Annotated in this window: 9 protein-coding genes; all 9 read left to right on the top strand. The window is 70.7% G+C overall.

Annotated features, from left to right (window positions below; translation table 11 throughout):
• The first annotated feature begins 85 nt into the window (after positions 1-85).
• The 9 genes from ACFYW7_RS21495 to ACFYW7_RS21455 all read left to right on the top strand — a co-directional run bounded on the left by ACFYW7_RS21495 (position 86) and on the right by ACFYW7_RS21455 (position 12703).
• Positions 86-742: a hypothetical protein gene (locus tag ACFYW7_RS21495; RefSeq protein WP_389504585.1), complete on the top strand. Its 657-nt coding sequence runs from the start codon at positions 86-88 to the stop codon at positions 740-742.
• Between the two features lie 647 nt (positions 743-1389).
• Positions 1390-2211 (top strand): IclR family transcriptional regulator, encoded by an 822-nt coding sequence (locus ACFYW7_RS21490; RefSeq protein ID WP_389504583.1) that lies wholly within the window; start codon positions 1390-1392, stop codon positions 2209-2211.
• Between the two features lie 551 nt (positions 2212-2762).
• Complete coding sequence (locus tag ACFYW7_RS21485) at positions 2763-2885, top strand: hypothetical protein (RefSeq protein ID WP_389504580.1); 123 nt, start codon at positions 2763-2765, stop codon at positions 2883-2885.
• A 238-nt stretch (positions 2886-3123) separates the two neighbouring features.
• Positions 3124-5586, top strand: a complete 2463-nt coding sequence (locus ACFYW7_RS21480; protein WP_389504577.1) for an FAD-dependent oxidoreductase — start codon at positions 3124-3126, stop codon at positions 5584-5586.
• Positions 5587-5633: 47 nt separating this feature from the next.
• Complete coding sequence (gene solA / locus ACFYW7_RS21475; RefSeq protein WP_389504575.1) at positions 5634-6803, top strand: N-methyl-L-tryptophan oxidase; 1170 nt, start codon at positions 5634-5636, stop codon at positions 6801-6803.
• Positions 6800-7942 carry an aromatic ring-hydroxylating dioxygenase subunit alpha gene (locus ACFYW7_RS21470; protein WP_389504573.1) on the top strand — a complete coding sequence of 381 codons (1143 nt, stop codon included), beginning with the start codon at positions 6800-6802 and terminating at the stop codon, positions 7940-7942. Before solA ends, ACFYW7_RS21470 begins: the two co-directional genes overlap by 4 nt.
• Positions 7935-9401, top strand: coding sequence for an aldehyde dehydrogenase family protein (locus tag ACFYW7_RS21465; RefSeq protein WP_389504571.1), 1467 nt, complete (start codon positions 7935-7937; stop codon positions 9399-9401). Before ACFYW7_RS21470 ends, ACFYW7_RS21465 begins: the two co-directional genes overlap by 8 nt.
• 172 nt (positions 9402-9573) lie before the next feature.
• Positions 9574-11136, top strand: a complete 1563-nt coding sequence (locus tag ACFYW7_RS21460) for an APC family permease (RefSeq protein ID WP_389504569.1) — start codon at positions 9574-9576, stop codon at positions 11134-11136.
• A 16-nt stretch (positions 11137-11152) separates the two neighbouring features.
• Positions 11153-12703, top strand: a complete 1551-nt coding sequence (locus tag ACFYW7_RS21455) for a GMC family oxidoreductase (protein ID WP_389504567.1) — start codon at positions 11153-11155, stop codon at positions 12701-12703.
• Positions 12704-12707: the final 4 nt, after the last annotated feature.

Genomic DNA, 12707 nt, shown 5'->3' with positions numbered 1-12707 from the left:
AACGCAAGCCGGGCAGCCACTGGGGGGCGGGAGTCGCGAGACACCCGTGCGAGAGGGCTGCTGGGCGGTGGGGAGTGACAAGTTGATGGGCACGGCGGAGCGGAGCGAGGCATCCGCGACAAGGGCGACGACTCGCGAGGCGGCACAACCGGCCACGCGGGCGCAGGATCACGACATTCCGGAGGATGGCCACGATCGGCCCGACAGCCGACGGACAGCGGTCACGGCAGCGGTGACGGCCGCGGCAGCGGTGACGGCGGAGGTCCGGGGCATCGTCGCGGACGGGCACAGCAGAGCGCCCGAGGTGGCCGCTGCCGTCTCCGGGCACGAGAGCCGCGAAGAGCGGGCGTACTACCGGCCGCTGTGGATCGAGGAGCCCGCGCGCAGGCGCCGGCTGCCCGATCCGGTGCGAACGTCGGCCGTGCGCGCGGTCCTCATCATCGCGGTGACGCTGACCCAGGCCGTCGTTGCCTTCCTGTGCACGATGGCGGGGTCATGGCTGGCCTTCCCGATGGTCCTGAGCAGCGTGGCCAGTACGGTCGTGGCCACTTGGGGGGTTCTGGACGTCTGGGTGACCCGACAGGTGTGGAACCAGCGGAACGGCGTGGTGTCGGTGCCGAGCAGCACCGCGCGGGCACTCCGTCGTGAGCGCCGCAGGGCCAGGCGGCAGGAGCGCGTCGCGGCGCGCGCCCAGGAGCGGATACGCAGGCGGGGCGGGGCCGGGCAGTTGTCGCACTCGTAGCGACGCGACAGCTTCTCGGTCTCGGCCCCGGGCGGCCGGAACGGCACGGCACGACGGTGTGTCAGGTGGTTCGCCTTCGGCGAGGGTTCCCTCGCCGAAGGCGGCCTCGACCGGATCCCGCCGCCGCCTCGCGAACTGGATCCGCGCGCCCTCCCGGTGTCATCAGAAGCAGGGTAGGAACCGCAGGGTCGCCATCGTGTACCGGGCGAGCAAGTCACCGACCGGGATGCGTGGTTGCCCGGCGGCGGAGGGCCGGTGCTCCGGCACACGCTGCGGGTGCCGTCTGCGCGGCCGGCGTCACCGACGGCCACCACCCGCGGATGACGGTCGCGCCGCCTTCGTCGGGCGGCCTCCATCGCACAGTCCCGGGTCGTTCAGGACGAATGCCGGAGCGGGGCCATGGCGTTCAGGCGGCTGTGCCCTCCTCCACGGTGAGGTGCACCCTTCCCGGTCCGGCCAGTCCGTCCGCGATCGCAGATGCTGGATCGCCTGGAAATCTCCGGGTTACGGACGCTTCGGTAACATGATGTTTCACATGGCGCACGAGGGAGTGCTATGCGCAACAGAGTCCGCGCGATGATCCCGTCACGTCAAAGGCTTCCCGTAGATGCGGCCCGAACAGGCCGTCAGGTGATGAGAGTCGAGCCATGACCCCCGTACAGGAGCAGCCTGAACACACCGCGGAAACGGTCGACAAGCAGGGCGGCCGGGGTGCGGGCAGCGCAGTCCAGTCGGTGGACCGCGCCGTGAGCGTGCTGGAGATCCTCGCCAGGCTCGGCGAGGCGGGTGTCACCGAGATCGCCGAGGAACTCGGCGTGCACAAGTCCACCGCGTTCCGTCTGCTCGGCGTCCTGGAGAACCGCGGTCTGGTCACGCAGGCCAAGGAACGCGGCAAGTACTACCTGGGAGCCGCGCTGCTGCGCCTCGCGGGGGCGGCGGCCGTACGCCTCGACATCTCGCAGGAGGGCGTCCCCGTCTGCCGTGAACTCGCCGACGAGCTGGGTGAGACCGTCAACATCGCGGTGCTGGACGACGACGCGGCGGTCAACATCATGCAGGCCCGCGGCACGGCGTCGGTCACGGCACAGAACTGGCTGGGCAGACGTACTCCACTGCACGCCACGTCCAGCGGAAAGGTGCTGCTCGCGCATCTGGCGCCCACCTTGCGGGAGGGACTGCTCGCCCGCCCCCTGCCGCGCTTCACGGAGCACACGATCACCGGGCCGTCCACGCTGCGCGGCGAGCTGGAGGCCGTGATCGAGCAGGGGTACGGCGTCACCCTCGACGAGCTGGAGCTGGGGCTCGCCGCCGTGGCCGCCCCGGTGCGGGCGCACGACGGCAGGGTGATCGCCGCGATCAGCGTGTCGGGACCCGTGTACCGGCTGAACGGCGACCGCATACCGGAGCTGGCCAAGCGGACGGTCGCGGCGGGGGCCGAGCTGTCGCGCCGAATGGGTTACGGCCTCTGAGGGGACGGCGGCGACACAGCCGCGGTGCACGGAGCCGGCGCCCCGGACCGGTGACCGCTCGGAAGCGGTAGCCCCAGACGCGCGTGTCGCGGCGAACCGTCGGCCACGGGCGGTGGCAGCGCCCGCGACCCGCGACTCGGGTGGGATACGAGCCACCTCAGGCGTACGGCCGTATGCCGCGGACGGTCCACGGGCAGTCGGCCGCAGACCCTCCGCCCCGCACTGTCTGCGGGCAGTTGGCCGCAGACCCCTGCCGCGGACCGTCCACAGGCCAGTTGACCCAGGCCCCGTCATAGGTCGGCCTCCGCGGTCGTGCCCGCGCGGCGGAACCTCCGCGAGCGCGGCCGGTGCCTCCTTGCAGGCACGCTCTTCACGGCGCCAGGCCTGGCCTCCCCCGGTTCCCGCGCCGTCGTGTGTCCGCCGCGTTTCGGGCCTCGGGTGCCATTTGCCAAGGGTTAACTCCCGGCCCTTGACGGCCACCTGACGGCGTTCTCAATATGTTCCTCATCACGCAACCCATCGTGCGAAGCGCAACAGCAGAGGAGTCTGCCGTGCCCCACGAGGTCCGTGCAGCCAGAGCGGGCGCCCGCCCGAAGGACACCGTGAAGGTCTTCGCCGTCGACTTCGACGACCGGAGCGAGGCGCCCCGGCACGGTTCGGTGGTGATCCCGTGAGCATCCCGGGGACTTCCAGGTCGAACACCTCACCGCCCCCGGTGTGTTCGGCGTGTTCGGCGCGGCCGGACCTTCGCACGCGAACCGGCCGGCCCTCGGGACCGGTCCCGTCCGCGACCCGCACCTCCCGCTCCCCGGCGGCGCCGTCGCCCCCACCGGACGCGGCGCGCACACGGCGTCGCCGCCCGGCGGCCCGGCAACCTGAGCCCGTCCACTCCCCCACCCGGCAAGGAGGGGCATGTCCGGCACACTCGCACCCCGTCCCGGTCCCCGTGTCGTCGTCATCGGTGCCGGCATCGTCGGCTGTTCACTCGCCGACGAGCTGACCGCCCGCGGCTGGACCGATGTCACCGTCCTCGAACAGGGTCCGCTGCCCGTCCCGGGAGGATCCACCTCGCACGCTCCGGGCCTGGTGTTCCAGACCAACCCCTCGAAGACACTGACCGCGTTCGCCCGTTACACCGTCGAGAAGTTCTCCTCCCTCCAGGTCGATGGGGTCTCCTGCTTCGACCGGGTGGGCGGACTGGAACTGGCGACCACCCCCGAGCGCCTCGCCGACCTGCACCGCAGGGCCGGATACGCGACCGCCTGGGGGATCCGCGGCGAGGTCGTCGGACCCGACCGGTGCAAGGAACTCTGGCCGCTCCTCGACGGGTCGGCCGTGCACGGCGGCTTCCACACCCCGGACGACGGCCTGGCCCGTGCCCTGCTCGCGGCCCGGGCCCAGGCGGAGCGCGCGACCGCGCGAGGCGCCCGTTTCCTCGACCGTCACACAGTCACCGGCATCGAGAAGGCGGACGGCAGGGTCACCGGGGTCATCACCGACCGGGGCTCGTTCCCCGCCGATCACGTGGTGTCCGCCGCCGGGTTCTGGGGCCCTGTCATCGGGCGCATGGCCGGAGTCGACGTACCGCTGCAACCGCTCGCGCACCAATACGCCAGAACGCGACCCCTGTCGGAACTCGCCGGAGCGACGTCCGAGGCGTCGAGGCCCATCCTGCGTTTCCAGGACCGCGACCTCTACTTCCGCGAGCACCACGACCGCCTCGGCATCGGCAGCTACGCCCACCGGCCGCTGCCGGTCGACCCGTTCGAGGTCCTCCCCTACGAAGCGGCGCGCGCGAACGGCGGGGAGATGCCGTCGTCGTACCCGTTCACCGAGGAGGACTGGGCTCCGAGTTGGGACGACTGCCGCCGACTGCTGCCCGCCCTGCGCGACACGGAGATCGAGGAAGGCTTCAACGGCGTCTTCTCGTTCACCCCGGACGGTATGCCGGTGCTCGGCGAGTCCCGGCGGCTCCGCGGCTTCTGGCTGGCCGAGGCCGTCTGGGTCACCCACTCCGCGGGCGTGGCGAAAGCCGTCGCCGAATGGATGATCGAGGGGCGCGCCTCCCTCGACCTGCACGAATGCGACCTCACGCGCTTCGAGGACGCGCAGCGGTCACCGTCGTACGTCCGTGAACGCGGCTCACAGCAGTTCGTCGAGGTGTACGACGTCCTGCACCCCCTCCAGCCGATGGAACAGCCGCGTCCCCTGCGCGTCAGCCCCTTCCACGCCCGACAGCAGGGGCTCGGCGCGCGCTTCCTGGAAGGCGGCGGCTGGGAGCGGCCGCACTGGTACGAGGCGAACGCCCCGCTCGTCGACGCGCTCGGGCCCCTCCCCGAACGCGACGCCTGGTCCGCCCGCTACTGGTCCCCCGTCGCCGCGGCCGAGGCGAGAGCGACCCGCGAGAAGGTCGCGCTCTACGACATGACCCCGCTGCGCCGTCTGGAGGTCACCGGTCCCGGTGGCCTCGCCTTCCTTCAGCGCATGACCACCAACAACGTCCGCAAGCGGCCCGGCACGGTCACCTACACCCTTCTCCTCGACGAGAGCGGCGGCATCCGCTCCGACCTCACCGTCGCGCGGCTCGCCCCCGACCGGTTCCAGATCGGCGCCAACTCCCCCGCCGACCTGGACCGGCTCCTGCGGCACGCGCCGCCGGACGTGCAGGTCAGGGACGTCACCTCCGGTACCTGCTGCATCGGTGTGTGGGGTCCGCTGGCCCGGGACCTCGTCCAGCCGCTGACACACGACGACTTCTCGCACGAGGGTTTCGGCTACTTCCGCGCGAAGGAGACCTACGTGGGGCATGTCCCCGTCACCGCCATGCGGTTGAGCTACGTCGGGGAACTCGGCTGGGAGCTGTATACGACCGCCGATCTGGGGCTCCGGCTCTGGGACACCCTCTGGGCGGCGGGCCTGGAGCACGGGGTGATCGCCGCCGGGCGCTCGGCCTTCAACTCCCTGCGCCTGGAGAAGGGGTACCGGGCCTGGGGCGTCGACATGACCGACGAGCACAACCCGTACGAGGCGGGGGTCGGTTTCGCCGTCCGCATGGGCAAGGACGGCTTCGTGGGACAGGAGGCCCTTCGGGGCCTCACGAGACGGGAACCCTCCCGCAGGCTCACCCCCCTCCTTCTCGACGACCCTTCCGCCGTCGTCCTCGGCAAGGAGCCCGTCCATGTCGCCGGCGCGCCCGCCGGGTACGTCACCAGCGCCGCGTACGGCTACACGCTCGGCCGGTGTGTCGCGTACGCCTGGCTGCCGCCCCTCCCCACCGGAACCGGCGTGCGCGTCGACTACTTCGGCGAGAGACTCCGCGCCACCGTCGCCGAGGAACCGCTCTTCGATCCGAAGATGAACCGAATCCGCCGCTGAATCCGATGAAGAGGCAAGAGCCGGACAAAAAGGCAGGAGGAGGCGCTGTGTCCACCGCGTACGACGTGATCGTGATCGGCCTCGGCGGCATGGGCAGCGCCGCCGCGCACCATCTCTCCGCCCGCGGCTCCCGTGTGCTCGGGCTGGAGAAGTTCGGCCCGGTGCACGACCGGGGCTCCAGCCACGGCGGTTCGCGCATCACCCGGCAGTCCTACTTCGAGGACCCGGCGTACGTTCCCCTGCTGCTGCGCGCCTACGAGCTGTACGACGAGCTGGAGCGGGCGACGGGTCGCGACATCGCCACCCTGTGCGGTGGCGTGATGGTGGGCCTCCCGGACTCCCGGACCGTCTCCGGTTCGCTGCTCTCGGCGCGGCGGTGGGACCTGCCGCACGAGATGCTGGACGCGGCCGAGATCCGGCGCCGTTTCCCCACCCTGAACCCGCACGACGACGAGGTCGCGCTGTTCGAGGCGCGGGCGGGACTGGTCCGCCCGGAGAACACCGTCGCCGCGCACCTCCAGCTCGCCACCCGGCAGGGCGCCGACCTGCGGTTCGACGAGCCGATGACCCACTGGGAGCCGTACCGGGACGGCGTGCGGGTGCACACGGCCGGGCACACGTACACCGCCGGTCAGCTGGTGATCTGCCCGGGAGCCTGGGCACCGCGGCTGCTCACCGATCTGGGGGTGCCGTTCCGGATCGAACGCCAGGTCATGTACTGGTTCCAGCCGACGGGCGGGGTAGGGCCGTTCGTGCCCGAGCGGCATCCGATCTACATCTGGGAGGACGCGGCCGGCGTCCAGGTCTACGGCTTCCCGTCCATCGACGGGCCCGCGCTGGGCGCGAAGGTCGCCTTCTTTCGCAAGGGCGTCGAGTGCACCCCGGAGGACATCGACCGGACCGTGCACGCGGACGAGGTCCGGGCCATGGCCGACCACATGTCCCGCTGCGTCCCCGACCTGCCGGGCGCCTTCCTCAAGGCGACCACCTGCATGTACTCGAACACCCCCGACGAGCACTTCGTCATCGCCCGCCATCCGGCGCACCCGGAGTCCGTCACCGTGGCCTGCGGGTTCTCCGGACACGGCTTCAAATTCGTACCGGTCGTCGGTGAGATCCTCGCCGATCTCGCCCTGGACGGCTCCACCGAGCACCCCATCGGCCTGTTCGACCCTCACCGCCTCGCCACCGCACCCGCCCGAGGAGTACGCACGTGACGACGACGCCCGTTCCCTCCCCGCGCTCCCCCAGCCTGATCGCCACGCTCCCCGGGCGCTACTACACCGACCCAGAGATCTTCCGGCTGGAGCAGGAGCGGCTCTTCGAGTCGATGTGGTTCTGCGCGGTGCGCTCCGCGGACCTCGCGGGGCCCGGAGCCTTCCGTACCGTCCAGGTCGGCCGGGAGAGCGTCCTGATCACCCGGTCCCGGACGGGTGGACTGCGGGCCTTCCTCAACGTCTGCCGCCACCGCGGCGCCCGGCTGTGCACCGAGGAGTCGGGCGCGGTCCGACGCAACCTCCAATGCCCGTACCACGCCTGGACGTACGACCTCGACGGCAGACTGGTCGCGGCACCGAACCTGGCGAGGATGCCGGACGTCGACCGTGTCGAGTACGGCCTGGTCACGGTCGCCCTGCGCGAATGGCTCGGCTACGCCTGGGTGTGCCTGGCCGACGAACCGCCCTCCTTCGAGGAGACGGTGACGGGCGCGGCCGTGGAGCGCCTCGGCAGCACGGCGGCCATCGAGCACTACGGCGCCGAGACCCTCGCCCTGGGCCGGCGCGTCACCTACGACGTGCGGGCGAACTGGAAGCTTCTCGTCGAGAACTTCATGGAGTGCTACCACTGCGCGACGATCCACCCCGAACTGACCTATGTGTTACCGGAGTTCACGAAGGGGTACGCCGCGCAGTACTACGTGGGGCACGGTGCCGCGTTCGGCAAGGGCGTCCGGGGCTTCACGATCGACGGCGGCGAGGGCTTCGCCCGACTGCCCGAGGTCACGGAGGAGCAGGACCGCCGCTACTACGCGATCACGGTGAAACCCACGGTCTTCGTCAATCTGGTCCCGGACCATGTCATCCTGCACCGCATGTTCCCGCTCGCCGAGGACCGCACGGTCGTCGAGTGCGACTGGCTCTACGCCCCGGAGGTCGTCGAGTCGGGCGCGGACGTGTCCAGGTCCGTGGAGCTCTTCCACCGGGTGAACCGGCAGGACTTTGAAGCCTGTGAGAGGACACAGCCCGCGATGGCGTCACGGGCCTACCGCAACGGTGGTGTTCTGGTTCCGACCGAGCATCACATCGAGGTCTTCCACACGTGGTTGATCGAGCGACTGGGAGGCCCCCGTGCCTGACCTGTACATCGACGGTTCGTGGCGGGGTGCGCTCGACGGACGTACCCGGGAGATCCGCTGCCCCGCAGACGGCTCGCTGGTCGGAGTGGTCGACGAGGCGGGCGGCAAGGACACGGTGGAGGCGATCGGCGCCGCGCGCCGCGCGTTCGACGAGGGTCCCTGGCCCGCGATCCCGTCGGCGGACCGCGGTGACCTGCTGTCGCGGGTCGCCGACCTCCTCGTCCGCGACAAGGACGTCCTCGCCCGCGCGGAGTCGCTCGACACGGGCAAGCGGCTCGTCGAGAGCGAGTACGACATCGACGACATCGCGAACTGCTTCCGCTACTTCGGCCGACTCGCCGCCACCGAGACCGGGCGGGTCGTCGAGACGGGCACGGCGAGCGTCGACAGCCGTGTCGTGTACGAACCGGTCGGGGTCTGCGCGCTGATCACCCCGTGGAACTATCCGCTGCTGCAGACGGCGTGGAAGGTGGCGCCGGCGCTCGCCGCGGGCAACACGTTCGTCCTCAAACCAAGCGAGCTGACCCCGCACACGGCGATCCATCTGATGCGGCTCCTGTCGGAGGCGGGCGTGCCCTCGGGCGTCGCCAATCTGGTGCTGGGCGCGGGACCCGAGGCGGGCGCCCCGCTCGCCGACCATCCGGACGTGGACCTGGTCTCTTTCACCGGGGGCCTGCGGACCGGGCGTCTGCTGATGGCCGCGGCGGCCGGGACGGTGAAGAAGGTCGCCCTCGAACTCGGCGGCAAGAACCCCAACATCGTCTTCGCCGACGCCGACTTCGAGACGGCCGTCGACATGGCGCTGACCGCGGTGTTCCTGCATTCCGGGCAGGTCTGCTCGGCGGGGGCGCGGCTGCTGGTCGAGGACGGGCTGCACGACCGGTTCGTCGACGAACTCGTCCACCGGGCGTCGGAGATCAGACTGGGCGGACCGTTCGACGAGCGGGCTCAGACCGGTCCGCTGATCTCCGCGGCGCATCGCGCCAAGGTCGAGGCGTACGTCGCCCAGGGCCTGGCGGAGGGCGCGGTGCTGCGGTGTGGCGGCGCGCGGCCGACGGGACCCGGCTTCGACGAGGGCTTCTACTATCCGCCCACCGTCCTCGACGAGTGCGGCGCCGACATGTCCGTGGTCCGGGACGAGTCGTTCGGGCCCGTGCTCACCGTGGAGCGCTTCAGCGGCGAGGCGGAGGCCGTGCGTCTGGCCAACGACACGATCTACGGACTGGCGGGCGCCGTCTTCAGCACCGACGAGGCCAAGGCCCAGCGCGTCGCGGCCCGCCTGCGGATCGGCACCGTGTGGATCAACGACTACCACCCCTATGTCCCGCAGGCCGAGTGGGGAGGCTTCAAGCAGTCCGGCTCCGGTCGCGAACTCGGGCCGTCGGGGCTGGCCGAGTACCGCGAGGCCAAACACATCTGGCGCAACACCGACCCGTCACCGCAAGGCTGGTTCGCCTGATCCGAATCGTCCGGGGCGGCTCACCGGGCCGCCCCGGCGCACCGGTGCGCGGACCTGGCGCCCGCGTACCGCTCCCCTCGCACCATCCAGCACCCGCGCTCGACACCCGACACTCAGCACCCGCACGAGCCGCTCACTCACCCCGCCCCCCAGGCCCACCTGGAGTCCGCTCATGAAGTCGACCGAGCAACCGTCCGGCCCACACCACCACGACGATGCCGAACTCGCCGAGTTCGGCTACAGACCCGAGCTCAAGCGCACCCTCGGCAACTTCCACACCTTCGCCGCGGGCATCAGCTACATCTCCATCCTCACCGGCACCTTCCAGCTCTTCTACTTCGGCTACGCCAGCGGCGGCGCCGCCTACTGGTGGTCCTGGCCGATGGTCTTCGCCGGGCAGTTCATGGTCGCGCTCTGTTTCGCGGAGCTGGCCGCGCGCTATCCCGTGGCGGGTTCCGTCTACAACTGGTCGAAGAAGATAGGCAATCCGCATCTCGGCTGGCTGGCCGGCTGGATGATGCTGACCGCCTCCATCGTGACCATCTCGGCGGTGGCACTCGCCTACCAGCTGACGCTCCCGCAGATCTCCTCCGTCTTCCAGTTCGTCGGGGACGGCACCGGAAAGTACGACGTCGCGACGAACGCGGTCGTCCTGGCCACGGTGCTCATCCTCTTCACGACCCTGGTCAACGCGTTCGGCGTGAAGCTGATGGCCACCATCAACAGCGCGGGTGTCTTCATCGAGCTGATCGCCACCGTCGTCCTCATCGTGCTGTTCGCCGTGCACATCACCCGGGGACCGCAGGTGGTCACGGAGACGGCGGGCACGGGGACCGGACACTCGACCGGCTATCTCGGCGCGTTCCTGGTGGCCTCGCTGGCGTCGGCGTACGTGATGTACGGCTTCGACACCGCGGCCTCGCTCGGCGAGGAGTCACTGGACCCCTCCCGCAACGCCCCGCGGGCCATCATCCGCGCGATCGTCGCCTCGTTCGTCCTGGGCGGTCTGGTGCTGCTGCTCGCGCTGATGAGCGTCTCCAGCCTGAAGGGGGACAAGCTGTCCACGGAGGGCCTGCAGTACATCGTGCTCGACGTGCTCGGCCCGACGGCGGGCAAGGCGATGCTGTGGTGCGTGCTGATCGCGGTCACGGTGTGCGCGCTCGCGGTGCACACGGCGGCGATCCGGCTGGCCTTCGCGATGTCCCGGGACAACAACCTGCCCGGGTCCTCGCTGATGGCCAAGGTCAGCCCGCGTTTCAAGACCCCGGTGCTGCCGGCGGTGATCATCGGAGTCCTGGCCGTCGCGATCCTCGTCGTGAACATCCGCCAGCCGCAGATCTTCACCGTGGTCACCAGCATCGGCATCGTCATGATCTACCTGGCCTACCTCGGCGTGACGGTACCGATGCTGGTGGCCCGGCTGCGCGGCACATGGCGGCCCGCGGGCGACGGCAGGTTCTCGCTCGGCCGCTGGGGCCTTCTCGTCAACATCGTCGCCGTGGTCTGGGGCGCGGCCATGACGGTCAACCTCATCTGGCCGCGCGCCGAGGTCTACAACGCCGCCGCGCCGTTCCACTGGTACCTGCGCTGGGGCGCGGTGCTCTTCGTCGCCGTCATCGCGGGCGGCGGCTTCGCCTATTACTGGTTCGTCCAGCGCCACCGCACCCGTGTGCTCGACGAGCACCGGCTGCTGCCCGCCGCCACGGCCCCGATCACCGCTCCGGCGGCCGACTGAAGGGAGTCGACGGACCATGAGCGACGATGAGTTCGACTATGTCGTGGTGGGCGGCGGTACCGCGGGCAATGTGGTCGCGGCCCGCCTCTCCGAGGACCCGTCCGTCACCGTGTGCGTCCTGGAGGCCGGACCCAGCGACGTCGGCGACGAGGACATCCTCCGGCTGGACCGCTGGATGGGCCTGCTGGAGTCCGGCTACGACTGGGACTACCCGGTCGAGCCGCAGGCCACCGGCAACAGCTTCATGCGGCACGCCCGCGCCAAAGTGCTCGGCGGCTGCTCCTCCCACAACTCCTGCATCGCCTTCTGGGCTCCCGCGGAGGACCTGGACGACTGGGCCGCGGCCGGCTGCACGGGCTGGAGTTCGGCCGAGCTCTTCCCGCTCTACCGCCGGCTGGAGTCGAACGACGCTCCGGGCGGCCATCACGGCCGCACCGGCCCGGTGAAGGTGCGCACACTGAAGGGCGAGGATCCGTGCGGGGCCGCCCTGCTGGAGGCGTGCGCGCAGGCGGGTATCCCGACGACGGCGTTCAACACCGGCAGGACGGTGGTCCGGGGCGCCAACTGGTTCCAGATCAACTCCGACGAGAACAACATCCGTCAGTCCTCGTCGGTCGCCTACCTCCACCCGGTCATGGGCAAGCGGCCCAACCTGGCGGTACGGACGGGGGTGAGGGCGAAGAAGCTGGTCCTGGAGGGACGCCGGTGTGTCGGCGCCGAGTACCTCGACCCGGATCTGGTGCACACCAGGACGGTCCGCGCGCGGCGCGAGGTGATCGTGTCCTGCGGCTCCATCGACACGCCGAAGCTGCTGATGCTGTCGGGCATCGGTCCCGCCGGACGGCTGCGCGAGGTCGGGGTCGACGTGGTCGTGGACGCGCCGGGCGTCGGCGAGAACCTTCAGGACCACCCCGAGGGCGTCATCATGTGGGAGGCCGAGCGCCCCATGCCCACCACGTCCAGCCAGTGGTGGGAGGCGGGCATCTTCTACGACACCGAACCGGGCCTGGACCGGCCGGACCTGATGTTCCACTACGGCTCGGTGCCGTTCGACATGAACACCGCGCGGCACGGATTCCCCACGTCGGAGAACGCGTTCTGCCTCACCCCGAACGTCACGCGCGCGAAGTCCCGCGGCACCGTGCGGCTGCGCACCCGCGACTACCGGGACAAGCCGATGGTCGACCCGCGCTATTTCACGCACGAGCACGACGTGCGGGTGATGACGTACGGGCTGAGGCTGGCCCGGCGGATCGTCGCGCAGCCCGCTCTGAGCGGCTGGGCGGGTGCGGAGCTGGCCCCCGGGCCGGACATCCGCACCGACGACGAACTCCTGGAGTACATCCACAAGACCCACAACACCGTCTACCACCCGTCCTGCACCGTGCGGATGGGTGCGGACGACGACGCCCTGGCGCCGCTCGACGCGCGGCTGCGGGTCAAGGGAATCGGAGGTCTGCGGGTCGCGGACGGCTCGGCGATGCCGGATCTGATCTCCGTGAACCCGTGCATCACCACCATGGTGATCGGCGAGAAGTGCTCCGACCTGCTGAAGGAGGACGCGTAGCCGA

Source organism: Streptomyces sp. NPDC002580 (assembly GCF_042889485.1).
In the GTDB taxonomy this organism is placed as follows: domain Bacteria; phylum Actinomycetota; class Actinomycetes; order Streptomycetales; family Streptomycetaceae; genus Streptomyces.
Note: the sequence above shows the minus strand (reverse complement) of the source record. Positions and strands in the feature narration are given on the sequence as shown.